10 protein-coding genes and 5 pseudogenes are annotated in these 16,017 nt (G+C 51.0%); 8 read left to right on the top strand and 7 right to left on the bottom strand.

Annotated elements, in window-relative coordinates; translation table 11 throughout:
- Nucleotides 1-100 precede the first annotated feature (100 nt).
- Nucleotides 101-1,120, bottom strand: a complete 1,020-nt coding sequence (locus ACWWJF_RS26760; protein WP_455871407.1) for an IS110 family RNA-guided transposase — start codon at nt 1,118-1,120, stop codon at nt 101-103.
- 105 nt (nt 1,121-1,225) lie between these two features.
- Nucleotides 1,226-2,028: pseudogene (gene nagB, locus ACWWJF_RS26755) on the bottom strand (glucosamine-6-phosphate deaminase).
- A 302-nt stretch (nt 2,029-2,330) separates the two neighbouring features.
- Here nagB and ACWWJF_RS26750 point away from each other — a divergent pair.
- From ACWWJF_RS26750 to glnS, 4 genes and pseudogenes are all read left to right on the top strand, one after another.
- Nucleotides 2,331-2,979: pseudogene (locus tag ACWWJF_RS26750) on the top strand (PTS transporter subunit EIIC); the annotation flags it as partial.
- Between the two features lie 57 nt (nt 2,980-3,036).
- Nucleotides 3,037-3,730: pseudogene (locus ACWWJF_RS26745) on the top strand (IS1 family transposase).
- Nucleotides 3,724-4,602: pseudogene (locus ACWWJF_RS26740) on the top strand (PTS transporter subunit EIIC); the annotation flags it as partial. The pseudogenes ACWWJF_RS26745 and ACWWJF_RS26740, both read left to right, overlap by 7 nt.
- 229 nt (nt 4,603-4,831) lie before the next feature.
- Nucleotides 4,832-6,490: a glutamine--tRNA ligase gene (glnS, locus tag ACWWJF_RS26735; protein WP_455871406.1), complete on the top strand. Its 1,659-nt coding sequence runs from the start codon at nt 4,832-4,834 to the stop codon at nt 6,488-6,490.
- 76 nt (nt 6,491-6,566) lie between these two features.
- Here the strand turns inward: glnS and fur are convergent, their stop codons facing one another.
- Together fur and fldA are read right to left on the bottom strand one after the other, a co-directional pair.
- A complete protein-coding gene (fur, locus tag ACWWJF_RS26730; protein ID WP_455871405.1) occupies nt 6,567-7,013 on the bottom strand; it encodes a ferric iron uptake transcriptional regulator in 447 nt (148 codons plus the stop codon).
- A 335-nt stretch (nt 7,014-7,348) separates the two neighbouring features.
- Nucleotides 7,349-7,876, bottom strand: coding sequence for a flavodoxin FldA (gene fldA, locus ACWWJF_RS26725; protein ID WP_455871404.1), 528 nt, complete (start codon nt 7,874-7,876; stop codon nt 7,349-7,351).
- A gap of 221 nt (nt 7,877-8,097) precedes the next feature.
- Between fldA and ACWWJF_RS26720 the strand changes: the two genes are divergently transcribed.
- Both ACWWJF_RS26720 and ACWWJF_RS26715 read left to right on the top strand, forming a co-directional pair.
- Nucleotides 8,098-8,792, top strand: a protein-coding gene (locus ACWWJF_RS26720; protein WP_455871403.1) for an IS1 family transposase whose coding sequence is annotated in 2 segments (ribosomal slippage) — nt 8,098-8,338 and nt 8,338-8,792 — 696 coding nt in all. Because the reading frame shifts where the segments join, the coding sequence is not laid out codon by codon here.
- A 314-nt stretch (nt 8,793-9,106) separates the two neighbouring features.
- Nucleotides 9,107-10,960 (top strand): annotated as a pseudogene (locus ACWWJF_RS26715) (methyl-accepting chemotaxis protein).
- Between the two features lie 94 nt (nt 10,961-11,054).
- Here ACWWJF_RS26715 and ACWWJF_RS26710 read toward each other — a convergent pair.
- From ACWWJF_RS26710 to ybfF, 3 genes are all read right to left on the bottom strand, one after another.
- Nucleotides 11,055-12,223 (bottom strand): IS3 family transposase gene (locus ACWWJF_RS26710; protein WP_455868400.1). Its coding sequence is split into 2 segments (ribosomal slippage): nt 11,055-11,968 and nt 11,968-12,223, totalling 1,170 coding nucleotides; the frame shifts between segments, so codons are not numbered across the junction.
- Nucleotides 12,224-12,280: 57 nt separating this feature from the next.
- Nucleotides 12,281-12,577, bottom strand: a complete 297-nt coding sequence (gene ybfE / locus ACWWJF_RS26705) for a LexA regulated protein (protein WP_455871402.1) — start codon at nt 12,575-12,577, stop codon at nt 12,281-12,283.
- A 174-nt stretch (nt 12,578-12,751) separates the two neighbouring features.
- Nucleotides 12,752-13,537, bottom strand: coding sequence for an esterase (gene ybfF / locus ACWWJF_RS26700; protein ID WP_455871401.1), 786 nt, complete (start codon nt 13,535-13,537; stop codon nt 12,752-12,754).
- 221 nt (nt 13,538-13,758) lie between these two features.
- On the opposite strand from ybfF, the gene seqA reads away from it, so the two are divergent.
- Nucleotides 13,759-14,292, top strand: a complete 534-nt coding sequence (gene seqA / locus ACWWJF_RS26695; RefSeq protein ID WP_455871400.1) for a replication initiation negative regulator SeqA — start codon at nt 13,759-13,761, stop codon at nt 14,290-14,292.
- 39 nt (nt 14,293-14,331) lie between these two features.
- On the top strand, nt 14,332-15,975 hold the full coding sequence (pgm, locus tag ACWWJF_RS26690) for a phosphoglucomutase (alpha-D-glucose-1,6-bisphosphate-dependent) (RefSeq protein ID WP_455871399.1): 1,644 nt from the start codon (nt 14,332-14,334) through the stop codon (nt 15,973-15,975).
- The last annotated feature ends 42 nt before the right edge of the window (nt 15,976-16,017 follow it).

Below are 16,017 nucleotides of genomic sequence, written 5' to 3'. Positions count from 1 at the left end.
GCGAGTCCCGGTCTTACCTGTCTTTGTCATCACGCTGGCCACCAGAGCAACCTTTTTGCATTCACCCTTTTTAAGAGTAAATAGTTATCGGTATCAGCGATTAATAGGGCCTGATACTGACATGATTTTTATCGTACTTACGCTCATGGGCGGCTAGCGCCCACACAGTTCGCGCCAGCTTATTTGCCATCGCCACGATAGCCACACCGGTCGGACGCCGTTTTTTAAGTTCCGTTATCCATGGCCCAGGCTCTTTAGCAACTAACGAAGCGGCTCTTGCCCCATGGATAAACAGCGTTCGCAGATAGGTGTCACCACGTTTGCTTATCCCCAGCAGCCGAACTTTCCCCCCGGAACCCGTCTGCTTCGGCACCAGACCGACATAAGCAGCGAACTGTCTGCCGGATTTAAACGCTGAGGCTTCCCCCATGGTGGCAACTGCCGCTGTGGCGATTAACGGCCCCACGCCGGGAATTTCCATCAGCCGTTTACAGGTTTCGTTCTGCCGGGCCACGCTGTTAAGCTGTTTTTCAAGGCCATCTATCAGCATGTCCAGCTCATTCAGTCTGTTGTACTGGTCTTCCAGCACGGTGATGAGATACGGCGGCAGCTTCGTTTTCAGCCGCTCCAGTGCAGCCGGTAGCTCCCTGTCCATCGCTGCCCGACCTTTATGGATGGTTTCGCCAAACTCCAGTAATGTTCCGTGCAGCGCGTTAATCTGTGCAGTTCTGAACTTCACTAGTTGTCTGCGTGAACGGTGCAGAACCAGTACCGATTGCTGTTCTTCCGTTTTTACGGCTATCGCCTTGCCTGGCTGCTGTACCGCCATCCAGATAGCGCGGGCATCCATGACATCATTCTTGTTGCCCATGACGAACGCCTTGACGAACCGTCCCTGCATCAGCCGGACTTTATGCCCCAGCTTTTCCAGTTCCCGGGCCCAGAGCTGAGAGCCTCCACAGGCCTCCATGCCAATCAGGCAAGGCTCCCGGTTACTGAAGAACGTCAGAAAATCCTTGCTGCGCAGCTGCTTGTCCACCACTTCACCTGTGTGCTCATTGACGAAGTGAACCTGAATCAGATGCTTTGCGATATCAACGCCAACCGGTGTATATTTCATGCTGTGGAGTCTCCAGTCTGAGGGAGCTTTATGCATCCCGTATTGGGCACCATGATGCCGGAAATCTGCGAGGCTCCACACCTGCCGACTTCACTCTTTCAACCATCATTCTGCTCCGCGCTTAAGCTTAAAGAGGTGGGATGCGTTCATTACATTTACTTTCAACTCCATGGTAGAGGGCTCATCGCAAACAATGATTGCCTTGGCATGCAGTTGCAGACAACTGATGGTCCACATGTGATTTACATTGCCCTCTACGGCAGCCTGTAACGCTTGTGCCTTGTTACGGCCAGACACCAAAATCATCACTTCCTCAGCATCTAACAGGGTGCCGGCGCCGACGGTAAGCGCATATTTGGGAACCTGAGACACATCACCCTCGAAGAAACGGGAATTAGCGGTGCGGGTTTCTTCGGTCAACGTCTTGATCCGCGTACGGGAGGCTAAGGATGAGGCGGGTTCATTAAACGCAATATGCCCGTCATTACCTACTCCCCCCATAAACAGGTGAATCTTGCCATAGGAGGCCATTTTATCTTCATAACGTTGGCATTCGGCCACCACATCTGGAGCGTTACCGTTCAACAGGTTAATATTTTCCTGCGGAATATCAACGTGATTGAAGAAATTCTCATACATGAACGTGTGATAACTTTGCGGATGTGCGGCCGGCAGACCGACATATTCATCCATATTAAATGTCACCACGTGCTTAAAACTGACCAGCCCCGCGTTGTGCATCACGATAAGCGCTTTATAAGCTTCTAACGGTGAGCTGCCTGTTGGCAGGCCTAACACAAAAGGGCGCTCAGCGCTGGGATTAAAGGCATTGATGCGCTGCACAATATGTCATGTCGTGCTGCCCATTTGCCTACCTGCTCTGATGTGGTTACGGGAATAAGTCTCATACATAAATCTCCGGATAAGCGTTCCAAAACCAGTGAACCGATTTGCTACTGCCTGGATGATAAAGATAGGTTATTAGTTAGTCTAGCCTGTTTTTTTATCTTGAAATAAGATGAGGGGATTGACAGGTATAATGATTTAATATGCAGGTTTTTTGCGCATTATATCACAAAATGTCAGGGTTTAATTTGCGTGGCGAATTATTTTTTTTACACTTCAAGCACAAGCCGCCTGGTATGGAATGGCTGCTGTGAATGGGTTTAACGGGCAGTTTGGTATCCCCTGGCGGGAGAGAGAGGATAATGTGAGTGTTCTTAGCTATTTGCAAAGGGTAGGACGAGCGCTGATGGTGCCAGTGGCGACGTTGCCAGCCGCAGCGATTCTCATGGGGATAGGGTACTGGATCGATCCCAATGGTTGGGGGGAGTGAGAGTGCGCTGGCAGCGTTACTGATCAAATCCGGTGCCGCAATCATTGAAAACATGGGGGGGCTGTTTGCGGTAGGCATTGCTTATGGAATGTCCAAGGATAAAGATGGGGCGACAGCGTTAACCGGGTTCGTCGGTTATCTGGTACTGACCACGTTGTGCTCTCCCGCAGCCGTTTCGATGATCCAGTATATCCCGCTGGCGGAAGTGCCTGCGGCATTCAGCAAAATCCAAAACCAGTTTATTGGTATTCTGGTTGGTATTATTTCAGCTGAACTCTACAACCGTTACAGCCATGTCAAATTGCCCGAAGCATTCTCGTTTTTTAGCGGGCGTCGGCTGGTACCGATCTTGACCTCGTTCCTGATGATCGTTGTTGCCTTCATTTTGATGAATGTCTGGCCAGTGATTTTTAGTGCATTGGTTACGCTGGGCGAACATATCCAGCAGTTGGGTTCGGTGGGGGCGGGCGTGTACGCATTCTTCAACCGCCTGCTTATTCCTGTTGGGTTGCACCACGCGTTGGTAATGCCTTCAAATAGTTGGCTTTTGTGATATTCTGCCGCTATTTGAGGTTTCCACGTGGTTACTGTTTTTGTTCATTGGCCTCGCTGCCATTCAGATAAAGTTTATCGACATGGCCTTAGTCCAACTAAGCGCGAACGCTTCCGGTGTCAGTGCTGTCGCCGTGTATTCCAGTTTACCTACCGCTATGAAGCGCGAAAGCCGGGAGTCAAAGAGCAGATCGTTGATATGGCCTTCAACGGTGCCGGTGTTCGCGATACCGCCAGAACGTTGAAAATCGGCATCAATACGGTCATCCGGGCTTTAAAAAGCTCTCGCCCCGCAGGATAACGTCTTCTCCCGTTGCTCACGCCGACGTCGCCCTTATCTGTGAACTTGATGAGCAATGGAGCTTCGTTGGCAGTCAGGCGCTACAGCACTGGCTCTGGTACGCTTACAATACCAAAACGGGCGGTGTTCTGGCCTACACTTTTGGCCCCCGAACCGATGAGACCTGCCGTGAATTGCTGGCTCTGTTGACACCGTTCAACATCGCATGATTACCAGTGACAACTGGGGCAGCTATGCAAGAGAGGTTCCGAAGCAGAAACATCTGACTGGCAAGATCTTCACGCAACGCATAGAGCGCAATAACCTGACGCTCCGTACCCGCATTAAACGACTGGCGCGTAAAACGATTTGCTTCTCGCGCTCCGTCGAGATCCACGAAAAAGTCATCGGAGCCTTCATCGAAAAACACATGTTCTACTAATTGGAGTCATTACCCACGCGTTGAACTCGGTATTTTGGTTTGATGTAGCAGGCATTAACGATATTCCAAACTTCCTCCGCTGGCAGCAGTCCATTGATGCGGGTAAAGCGGTTGTTGGTATCACGGGGTGTTATCAGGCGGGGTTCTTCCCCATCATGATGTTTGGTTTACCGGGGGCGGCATTAGCGATTTATCACTGCTCGCGCCCGGAAAACAAAAGCAAAGTGGCTGGGATTATGATGGCCGCCGCGTTTGCCGCTTTCTTTACCGGGATCACCGAGCCGCTTGAGTTTTCGTTTATGTTCGTAGCGCCCGTGCTGTATGTGCTGCATGCCGTGTTGACCGGGATCTCGGTGTTCATTGCCGCAAGTATGCATTGGATTGCGGGCTTTGGTTTTAGCGCCGGGTTGGTCGATATGGCTCTCTCGTCGCGTAACCCGCTGGCAACCCAGTGGTATATGCTGATTCCGCAAGGGCTGGTGTTCTTTGTTATTTACTATGCAACGTTCCGTTTTACTATCAACCGTTTCAACTTGCTAACGCCGGGGCGCGAGCTGTCGGTCGACGGCAGTGAGGCGGATGGTTTCACGTTAAATCAAAGCGTTGCAGAAAAGAAGGTGAATGATACGACGTCTCTGGCTCAGGGATATTTGGCGGCGCTGGGCGGTAAAGCCAATCTGGTCGGGATCGATGCGTGTATCACACGTCTGCGGCTGAATGTGGTGGATTCTGCGCAAGTGTATGAGGCTCAGGCAAAACGCTTGGGAGCGGCGGGAGTTATCCGCTTGAATAAACAGAATGTGCAAATTGTCGTGGGGACGCAGGCAGAAGCGATCGCGACGGCCTTAAAGCAAATCCAAAACGGGCAATAATCATTGTATTGTCAGCGTTAAATAGTGCGGCGTGGGGCTTTCCTCACACCGTATTTTTTTCGCCGTTGGTACTAAAGTACGCCTGCTTTTGGTTACCTCATGCGTAATCGTCGGCAGTTTTGCTTCTTTCTGTGTATTTTATAAGATTTAGTGCAAGTAACAGTTGTGTCCTGCCGTAGCTTGTTGGACCATTGCGGGTTATGTGTCGTTTTGCATCGAGGAATCAAGCATGAGTGAGGCAGAAGCCCGCCCAACCAACTTTATCCGTCAGATCATTGATGAAGATCTGGCGTCTGGAAAACACAGCCTGGTACAAACCCGTTTTCCGCCGGAACCCAATGGCTACTTGCATATCGGTCATGCCAAGTCCATTTGCCTCAATTTCGGGGTGGCGAAAGATTATAACGGTCAGTGTAATCTGCGTTTTGATGATACCAACCCGGTGAAAGAGGATATCGAGTACGTCGAGTCCATCAAGCAGGATGTGCAATGGTTGGGGTTCTCCTGGAGCGGAGAGATTCGCTATTCTTCTGATTATTTTGACCAGTTGCATCTGTATGCGGTCGAACTGATCGGCAAAGGGCTGGCCTATGTGGATGAACTCTCTCCCGAGCAGATCCGCGAATACCGTGGCACGCTGACTTCCCCCGGTAAAAACAGCCCTTACCGCGATCGCAGCGTTCAGGAAAACCTGAACCTGTTTGAAAAAATGCGTAATGGTGGATTTGCTGAGGGCACTGCGTGCCTGCGTGCCAAGATAGACATGGCATCACCGTTCATCGTGATGCGCGATCCGGTTCTGTACCGTATCAAATTCGCCGAACATCACCAGACCGGGAAAAAGTGGTGCATTTATCCCATGTACGATTTCACGCATTGCATTTCCGATGCGTTGGAAGGGATTACACACTCACTGTGCACGCTGGAGTTCCAAGATAACCGTCGCCTGTACGATTGGGTGTTGGACAATATCACTATTCCTTGCCATCCGCGCCAGTATGAATTCTCGCGCTTGAACCTGGAATATGCGGTGATGTCCAAACGCAAACTGAATCAGTTAGTGACGGAGAAAGTGGTTGAAGGGTGGGACGATCCCCGCATGCCAACCATTTCCGGCCTGCGTCGCCGTGGCTACACTGCCGCTTCTGTGCGCGAATTTTGTCGTCGTATCGGTGTGACCAAACAGGACAATAATGTCGAAATGGCGGCGTTGGAATCCTGTATTCGTGACGATCTTAATGAGCATGCGCCGCGCGCCATGGCAGTTTTGGATCCGGTGAAAGTGATTATCGAAAATCTGCCAGAAGGCCACGAAGAGTGGGTTTCCATGCCGAATCATCCGAATAACCCGGAAATGGGGACGCGGCAGGTGCGGTTCAGCCGCGAGATTTATATCGATCGTGCCGATTTCCGTGAAGAAGCTAACAAACAGTACAAGCGTCTGGTGCTGGGTAAAGAAGTGCGCTTGCGCAATGCGTATGTCATCAAGGCGGAACGCGTTGAGAAAGATCAGCAGGGTGTTATCTCCACGCTGTATTGCACCTATGATGCCGAAACCTTGAGTAAAGATCCGGCTGACGGGCGTAAAGTGAAGGGCGTTGTCCATTGGGTCTCTGCCGCACATGCACTGCCGGCTGAATTCCGCCTTTACGATCGCCTGTTCAGCGTACCAAACCCAGGTGCTGCGGATGACTTCCTTGCAACGATTAACCCGGATTCGCTAAAAGTGGTTCAGGGCTTTGTTGAACCTAGTTTGGTAAAGGCTGAAGTGGAAAAAGCCTATCAGTTTGAACGTGAAGGGTATTTTTGTGCCGATCGCCGTTATTCAAGCGAAACACATTTGGTTTTTAACCGTACGGTAGGCCTGCGTGATACGTGGGTTGGTTAAAACGGGTGTTTGACTGCAATGAAAAAAACCGCCTGTGGGCGGTTTTTTTATGATATCAATCAGAAAAAAGCCTGACTTATTTCGGGTCGTGGAGCGTTTCTTCTTCTCGGCAGTCGCCCGTACTGCAATGGCCATACAAGTACAAACTGTGGTTAGTCAGTTTAATATCGTGTCTGTCTGCGATTTCGCGCTGGCGCGTTTCGATAGATTCATCACGGAATTCAATAACGCGTCCGCAATCCAGGCAAATAAGATGGTCATGGTGGTGTTGCTGTGTCAGCTCGAACACTGACTTACCACCTTCAAAATTATGACGGGTGACAATACCGGCATCATCAAACTGGTTAAGCACGCGATAAACTGTAGCCAGACCGATCTCTTCGCCCATATCTATCAGTTTTTTATACAAATCTTCCGCGCTGACGTGATGACACTCCGGATCCTGCAACACTTCCAGAATCTTCAGTCTTGGCAGAGTGACTTTCAAGCCGGCCTTCTTTAATGCGGTGTTATTGTCAGTCATGCGGGTTTAGTCCTGTTACTTTCTCGTCGATGGGGGCAATTAAGCCTATGACATCGGTCGGCTCAAAAATTGTAATGGCGTCTCAATTATAGAACCGCGCATTAAAAATGAAAACCATGGGATGTTAACAATACCGTCTCCATAAAGAAGGTGTGCATTCGCGCGCAATCTCTTGTTGTAAAATGGAGAAAATTGATAAACGTACAAAACCGATGGGTACTATTGTACAGGGTTAGACCGGGAAGTTAAAAAAATGTTTCTATTAATTTAATCGGTTTTATCTATTAATAAAGCCCTGACATTGCTATCAGGGCTTCTGTGTAAAACAGGGGCGATTAACCTACCAGTGCTTTCAGGTTGAGCTCTTCGCTGATTTGTTTGACCCAGGCACTCACGCGTTCACTGGTCAGTTCAGGTTGACGATCTTCATCAATGGCCAGACCGATGAAGTGGTTATCGTCTGCCAGCCCTTTAGACGCTTCGAAATAGTAACCTTCGGTTGACCAGTTGCCGACAATAGTTGCCCCGCGCGGTTCAATAATGTCGCGCAGCGTTCCCATCGCGTCACAAAAGTATTCTGCGTAATCTTCTTGGTCGCCACAGCCAAACAAGGCAACGATTTTTCCATTGAAATCAATTTTTTCCAATGTGGTAAAGAAATCGTCCCAATCACACTGGGCCTCACCATAGTACCAGGTCGGAATACCAAGCAGCAGGATATCAAATGCTTCAATATCTTCTTTGCTGCTCTTAGCGATGTCATGAACCTCTGCAACATCACTGCCCAGTTGCTGTTGGATTGTCTTGGCAATGTTTTCGGTATTGCCGGTGTCACTGCCAAAGAAAATGCCTATGAGTGCCATGGATAAAATAACCTCTTTATTCTTAATGGTATGGTGCGGTTTATCACCTACATATCAAGTAATAATATCAGACGCAGGGGGTGGGAGAAACTTGTATCTTTCCCCTGGCGCAAAGCGGAAATAACCGCTATTAAATAAGGATATTTATTCGGTAGTTCTTTTTGGTAATGCCTTCAAATAGTTGGCTTTTGTGATATTCTGCCGCTATTTGAGGTTTCCACGTGGTTACTGTTTTTGTTCATTGCCCTCGCGGCCATTCAGATAAAGTTTATCGACATGGCCTTAGTCCAACTAAGCGCGAACGCTTCCGGTGTCAGTGCTGTCGCCGTGTATTCCAGCTTACCTACCGCTATGAAGCGCGAAGGCCGGGAGTCAAAGAGCAGATCGTTGATATGGCCTTCAACGGTGCCGGTGTTCGCGATACCGCCAGAACGTTGAAAATCGGCATCAATACGGTCATCTGGGCTTTAAAAAGCTCTCGCCCCGCAGGATAACGTCTTCTCCCGTTGCTCACGCCGACGTCGCCCTTATCTGTGAACTTGATGAGCAATGGAGCTTCGTTGGCAGTAAGGCGCTACAGCACTGGCTCTGGTACGCTTACAATACCAAAACGGGCGGTGTTCTGGCCTACACTTTTGGCCCCCGAACCGATGAGACCTGCCGTGAATTGCTGGCTCTGTTGACACCGTTCAACATCGGCATGATTACCAGTGACAACTGGGGTAGCTATGCAAGAGAGGTTCCGAAGCAGAAACATCTGACTGGCAAGATCTTCACGCAACGCATAGAGCGCAATAACCTGACGCTCCGTACCCGCATTAAACGACTGGCGCGTAAAACGATTTGCTTCTCGCGCTCCGTCGAGATCCACGAAAAAGTCATCGGAGCCTTCATCGAAAAACACATGTTCTACTAATTGGAGTCATTACCTTCTTTTTCACCATTTCGCCAGTTTTTTTAATTACTTTAGCTGCGACATTGTTAGTGTCTGTTTTCCTATCTTTTTGAAAAGTAGAACTAATTACTAATTTTTAGTGACAGTGTGCTGTAGATCACGGAGGGAAACTACTAAATATTCTTTTAATATTGACGATGAAAGTAGCAGGTTCGCCGTGTGCTTGCAGGCGTAAAGCATCGCGCGTTTTCCCCTTTTGGGGATTGTTTTAAACCTGATGATTTTTTTAAAAATAATAACCCTACCGCACGTTATTTTATATCTGGAGCTTGCTTATGCAATTTTTGAGAAACATCGCCATCAGAACGGCAATGTTATGGGTTCTAGGGGTTTTCTGTGTACTTTGGGGGGGCCGTCTACACCATTTTCTCGGCTTTGTTGAATAATAGGGAATCGTGCTGTTTTACTATGCCCATTTTGGTAGAAAATGCTTATCACCTCAGGCATTCCGTTTTCTCATGATGCTTAACTGCATGATTTTACGTTGCTGGAAACAATCGTTTTACTGGGCTGGTAGCATAAAATCTGTTTATTCAACAAAGCCCATTTTCTCCTTCAAAGAGATGACCACTACTTCACAGACCAGTACCTTACTGGTTCATAACATGAATTTAGTCAATCAGGGCAACGATCAATATTTTCGCATGGTAACCCGTTTGGCACGAGTAGTGGATTGGCGTCGCAGTGGTGAAAACACACTGGCGGATAAAGAGCAGGCGTCAGCGTTGACGGCATTGAATAATCTGAAATCCGATCTGGCTACCTTTAGCAGCCTCGATCACGCGGGGTTGGATGCCGCGCTGGCTGAAGCGGTGGTGCGCGATTGGGGTAACCTGATTACCCAGGGCGTTGATCCGATGTTTCAAAAGGCGCAGGCCAATGCTTTGGATGAATATCAACGCTATGCCAAGGAAACGGTGCCAGCGCTCAGTCGTCAATTTGGAGCCTCAGTCAACGCTTTTAACAAGGCAGGCTCTGATAAATTCGCCGCAGCGGGCGCACGCTTTCAGCAAATTACCGCCATTGGTCAAAATATTTTGCTGACGGGACTGGTTGTCGAGTTGTTGCTGCTGTTTTTCACCGATCGCTATCTCGTGGCCTGTTTGGTTAAACCACTCGATACGTTGCGCGAACACTTCAGTGCTATCGCCTCCGGACAACTCGGCAAACCGATTCATGATTTTGGTCGTAACTGCGTGGGGCGTTTGTTGCCTCTATTACGGGATATGCAAACCAGTCTGGCGACGACAGTCAGTACAATTCGTTCCAGCACGGATGCCATCTACCTTGGTGCCTCCGAGATTGCTTCCGGTAATAACGACTTCTCATCGCTTACTGAACATCAGGCTTCTGCACTGGAAGAGACAGAGGCCAGCATGGAGCAGTTGACGGCAACTGTTAAACAGAATGCGGAAAACGCCAATCACGCGAGCCAATTGGCATTACAAGCGTCCAATACGGCACGAAAAGGGGGGGAGATCGTCGATAACGTGGTGAAAACCATGGCGGAGATTTCGGGAAGCTCAAAACGTATTGCTGAGATCACCACGGTGATCAATGGTATTGCCTTCCAGACTAACATTCTGGCGCTTAACGCCGCTGTTGAAGCTGCGCGGGCCGGTGAGCAAGGGCGTGGTTTTGCGGTGGTTGCTGGTGAAATGCGCAGCCTGGCGCAGCGCAGTGCGCAGGCGGCGAAAGAGATAGAGGGATTGATCGCTGAATCAGCACACTGTGTGGGTACTGGCTCGCAGCTGGTTTAAGATGCGGGTGTTACCATGAGTGACATTGTGCGTGCCGTGACCAATGTGACGGACATCATGGGGGAAATTGCCTCGGCTTCCGGTGAACAAAGCAAAGGTATTGCACAGGTCGGACAAGCAGTAGCGGAAATGGACAGTGTGACGCAGCAGAATGCGGCACTGGTGGAGCAGGCGTCTGCTGCAGCACTGTCGTTGGAAGAGCAGGCTGCGGTGCTTAACCGGACTGTGGCGGTGTTCCAACTGTCTGAATCCGTCGTGCCCGTGGCCGCTCCTGTGGAGGCGCCGGTTGCCACCTTGGCGCGTGCTGGCAGTGGTACCGCAGCAAAAAAGGCGTTGCCACCGGGAAATGATAACTGGGAACAATTTTAACTGGGCGGTCTATCCGTTAATGTCGTTGCCAGGGAGGGAAACTGGGCGTCATGGATGACGCCGGAAATCAATGTGTCAGGATGAAATGTAGTGGTCAACTAATATTGGCCACCGCATTAGACTGTATGTAGAACAGTCGCTCAGATTCGTTTGGAGTTAAGCCGCCGTTATACCAGTGAGGCCGGATAGCGCTGTAATACCCCGTGATGTAGCGGATAATCGCGTCCTGGGCTTCGCTGAAGCTGTTGTAACCCTTTGTCGGCACCCATTCTGTCTTCAGGCTGCGGAAGAACCGCTCCATTGGCGCATTATCCCAGCAGTTACCCCGCCGACTCATACTCTGCTTTATCCGGCAGCGCCACAGGGCTTGCCGGTATTGACGGCTGGTATAGTGGCTGCCCTGGTCGCTGTGGAACATGACTCCTGTTGGTTGTCCCCGGAGTTCCCAGGCCATCTGCAACGCTTTAACTGTCAGCGCCGAGTCCGGCGAGGTCGACATGGCCCAGCCCACCGGTTTGCGGGCGAACAGGTCTAGCACCACCGCAAGGTAAGCCCAGCATTTGCCCGTCCAGATGTAGGTCACATCGCCGCACCAGACCTGATCCGGCGCGGTAACCGCGAACTGGCGGTTGAGATAGTTCGGTATTTCAACGTGTTCATTGCCGCCGCGTTTGTATTTGTGAGCCGGTCGCTGGCAGCTGGCGATACCCAGCTCCTTCATCAGCTTGCCAGCCAGCCAGCGCCCCATTTTGACACCAGAGCTGCCGGTGACGATGGTCGCGATACTTCGAGCGCCGGCAGAGCCGCCGCTGGCGTTCCAGGCTTCCATGACGCGACTACACTTAACCACGCGCTCACCGTCGGGTTCATTAGCGGAAGCCTGCCAGTGCCTGTAGCTGCTGCGATGTACCTCAAAAGTTTGGCACAACGCCGTGACCGGGTATCGCGCCCTCAGCCTGTCGACTACCGTGAACCGTTGAGTGAGTCCGACATTAAGAGCGCCGTAGCCTTTTTTAGGATTTCGTTCTCCATTTCAAGGCATTGGACTTTTTTCTTCATCTCACGCAGCTCGAGCTGTTCAGGGGTAAGAGGAAGTCCCGTTGGCGTTTTTCCCTGTCGTTCAAGGCGAAGCTTATTGACCCAGCGACTAATGGCAGAATGGCTGACATTAACCGCCTCTGCGGCCTTAACGTATGTGTAGCCGTGGTCGACAACCAGCTTTGCGGCTTCGAGCTTAAATTCCGCCGTAAAATGTTTACCCATGAGGTCACCTGTCGTGTTGATGAGGTGAGCATATCACCTCCGATCAGGTGGCCAGTATCAGTGTGCCACTACAGAAAGGCCTTTTTCCGCCAGTTGCGCCAGCAACATGCGTTCAATGAGCTCACTACGGCTGATGTTCTGCATTTCAGCCAGGCTATTGAGTGCTTCCACGGCTTCCTCATTAATTTTCAATTCGATGCGGCGCAAGCCCCGCACCTTGTCACGACGCAATTGATTGCGCTTATTAATACGAAGCTGTTCGTCGCGTGAAAGCGGGTTGGTTTTGGGACGACCTGGCCGACGTTCATCCGCGAACAGATCCAACGTGGTACGGTCCGTTTGTTCTTTTGCCATAGGTAGTGCTGCTGCAAGGAAGTCTGACCAAAATGCACGTCTCGGTTAAGCGTGACATTCTGATGATGTGGTTACTGTGCATAAGGCTGATTCAGCCGTCCCTCTACTGCGGGCACCATCATACCCTAGCGAGGCTGGCGGTGACAATGGGTAACTGCCGCCGATCGCTACGGATTATGCGGGGGGCTCTTCAAGGAAACGGTGAATAGCGCGCAGAACAGCATCGGGCTTTTCTGCATGAACCCAGTGGCCGCTGCCTGCAATCACATGCGCTTTGGCATTGGGAAACTGCTGCAAAAGCGTTTCCCGATAGCGGTCGTCCAGATAAGGGGATGCCGCACCGCGAATGAACAGGATGGGTTTATGCCAGGCGGGTACGGTTTCCCAGCCGACAATGTGCTCATACTGCTCCCACAGCACCGGGACATTAAAACGCCACTCTCCCTGCTGAAAGGATTTCAGTAGAAATTGCACGACGCCTTCTTCCCTGAGGTGATGACGCATGATAGCCGCGGCTTCGGTGCGCGTGGTGACGCCTGCCGCGGTAACCGCACGCAGGGCTGCAAAAACGTCATCGTGGCGACGCAGTTGGTAATCCACCGGCGCAATATCAATGGCGACGATCTTCTCAATACGATCAGGGATCTGTGCGCTTAACGCCATAGCGGTTTTTCCTCCCATGGAGTGTCCGATGATAATGGCGTTATCGATGCTTAATGTATCCAGTAATGCTTTCACATCGCCTGCCATGGCCGGGTAGTTCATTTCCGACGTGCGTGGTGATAATCCGTGGTTGCGTAAGTCGACCTGAATGACATCGTGCTGCTTTTGCAGGTCTCGCGCCAGAATGCCCTGGTTATCCAGATTACCAAACAGACCGTGAATCAATACGATGGGCAGTGCATGCGTGGGTTGTTGCGCATTTTGCAAGCGATAATTCAATTTCATGGTGAAGTTCATTCAGAGACACAGGCGCTTAGGGTATCATGACTGCTGCCGATGATGTTGCCCTGTGGAAAATGAAGACTATGCTTTTTGCAGGTTACAGGTAATGGGGCGAGGGAGCAGATGGGGGATCGTCTGACTTTCGATATTGTTTGTGTAATGCCGCTGTTCGGTGGTATTGATTCGCCTATATACTTCTTGCCTATTAATTAGAGTAAAAACAGTACTGGATAAAGATGAAAACTATTGAGGTCGACGAAGAGCTGTATCGTTATATTGCCAGCCACACGCAGCACATTGGTGAAAGCGCCTCGGATATTCTGCGTCGGATGTTGAATTTCCGGGCAGGGCAGGTGGTCGCCGCTTCTGAAACGGCCACAACGAAAGCGCAGACGCCAGCGAGCGTAGCCACAAAACCGCGTGATGGTGTAAGGGCTGTGCGTGAACTGTTGTTGTCCGATGAATACGCCGCGCAAAGTAAAGCCATCAATCGCTTTATGCTGGTGCTCTCCGCCTTATATTGCCTCGAACCGAACGCTTTTTCTGCGGCAACCGAGCAGCTTCATGGCCGCACGCGCGTTTATTTTGCCGGCGACGAACACACACTGCTTCAGCATGGCGTCCATACCAAACCCAAGCATATTCAGGGTACGCCTTACTGGGTCATCACCAATACCAATACGGATCGCAAACGCAGCATGGTTGAGCAAATCATGCAATCGATGCAGTTCCCCACGGAGCTTGTCGAAAAAGTGTGCGGTACTATTTAGCAAATAGCGTCTTAACGAATAGCGTCAGGGAGAACGCCGATGGCTAATCACCCCAGAGCCGGACAACCCACCCGGCAAAGTGATTTGATTAATGTAGCGCAATTAACGTCACAGTATTATGTATTACGCCCCGATGTGGATAACGCCGCACATGTAGTGAAGTTCGGGACATCGGGTCACCGCGGCAGCGCGGCGCGCCACAGTTTTAATGAGGCGCATATTCTGGCTATCGCTCAGGTGATTGCCGAAGAACGCAAAAAGCAAGGGATCACCGGCCCCTGTTTTGTGGGTAAAGACACCCACGCGCTGTCGGAACCGGCTTTTATCTCAGTGCTGGAAGTGTTGGCAGCGAACGGCGTTGAAGTGGTGGTGCAGCAGGACAATGGCTTTACTCCGACGCCCGCTATCTCCAATGCCATTCTGGTGCATAATCGCAAAGGCAATGCGCAGGCCGACGGGATTGTGATTACTCCGTCTCACAACCCACCGGAAGATGGCGGTATTAAATATAATCCGCCCAATGGCGGGCCCGCTGATACCAATGTCACCAGCGTTATCGAAAAACGTGCCAACGCCCTCTTAGCTGATGGGTTAAAAGCAGTAAAACGCCTGACGCTGGACAAAGCCTGGCAGAGCGGTCATGTGCATGAGCAAGATCTGGTGCAACCTTATGTCGAGGGATTGCGTGAGGTCGTGGATATCCCCGCCATTCAGAAGGCAGGGCTGACACTGGGTGTCGATCCGTTGGGTGGTTCAGGCATTGCCTACTGGCAGCGCATCGCAGAGCACTACAAGTTGAATTTACACTTGGTCAACGATGCGGTCGATCAGACGTTCCGCTTTATGACCTTGGATCATGACGGCGTTATCCGCATGGACTGCTCTTCAGAGTCAGCGATGGCGGGATTACTGGTACTGCGTGACAAATTTGATCTGGCCTTTGCCAACGATCCTGATTATGACCGCCACGGCATTGTGACGCCCGCGGGTCTGATGAACCCGAATCACTATCTGGCGGTTGCTATCGACTACCTGTTCCGTCATCGTCCGCAGTGGGGGCAATCTGTTGCTGTCGGCAAGACTCTGGTTTCCAGCGCCATGATAGACCGTGTGGTGGCCTGCCTTGGGCGTAAACTGGTGGAAGTGCCGGTCGGGTTCAAATGGTTTGTTGATGGTTTATTCGATGGCAGCTTTGGTTTCGGCGGTGAAGAGAGTGCGGGCGCATCCTTCCTGCGCTTCGATGGCACGCCATGGTCAACGGATAAAGATGGCATCATCATGTGTCTGCTGGCGGCTGAGATCACTGCGGTAACCGGTAAAAATCCGCAGCAACACTATGATGCGCTGGCGGCCCGTTTTGGTGCGCCGAGTTACAACCGTATTCAAGCCTCTGCGACTCACGCGCAAAAAGCGGCGCTGTCGCGCTTATCACCTGAACAGGTTGCTGCCAGTACGTTGGCTGGCGATCCGATCACGGCACGTTTGACGGCTGCTCCGGGTAACGGTGCCTCTATTGGCGGATTGAAAGTGATGACGGATAACGGCTGGTTTGCAGCGCGTCCATCGGGCACGGAAGAAGCCTACAAGATTTACTGCGAAAGTTTCCTGGGCGCGGAGCATCGCGCGCGCATTGAGAAAGAAGCGGTAGATATTGTCAGCGCCGTGCTGGCAAATGCCAAATAAGCGTTCCTTTAGGGGGCCGCTGACAAACAGCACTACACCCAC

The organism is Symbiopectobacterium sp. Eva_TO (genome assembly GCF_053848865.1).
The sequence above is the reverse complement of the archived record's forward strand: the minus strand, read 5'-3'. Positions and strand labels throughout refer to the sequence as shown.